The sequence below is a fragment of the Treponema sp. R6D11 genome (genome assembly GCF_054786075.1).
The window spans coordinates 1-352 of the sequence record NZ_BDHD01001234.1; the positions used below are offsets into that span (position 1 = coordinate 1).

At 50.9% G+C, this 352-nt stretch carries 1 protein-coding gene; it reads right to left on the reverse strand.

Going from position 1 to position 352, the window contains the following annotated elements; translation table 11 throughout:
- Nucleotides 1-23: 23 nt before the first annotated feature.
- On the reverse strand, nt 24-352 hold a 329-nt coding region (locus ACYVTD_RS18235; protein WP_461249015.1), incomplete at its 5' end, for an ATP-binding cassette domain-containing protein.

A 352-nucleotide genomic window follows, 5' to 3' on the forward strand; every position in this document is an offset into this window, starting at 1 on the left:
TCATTATTCTGCTTACTTTCATTTCATCCTCCTAAATAAGCGACTTTTACCGCTTCATCTTTCATAAGGTCGGTTGTTATGCCGCTCTTAACAATTTCACCCGTCTCAAGAATGTACGCCCTTGACGCTGTTTCCAGGGCCTTGTACGCGTTTTGTTCGACAAGCAGAACCGTGGTTCCCGTGCTGTTAATTCCCCTGATAACCGAAAAAATTTCGTCTACAAGGATCGGAGCAAGCCCCATCGACGGCTCGTCGAGTAACAGCAGACGGGGTTTTGCCATAAGGGAACGGCCCATCGCGAGCATCTGCTGCTCCCCGCCGGAAAGGGTTCCCGCCACCTGGCGTATACGCT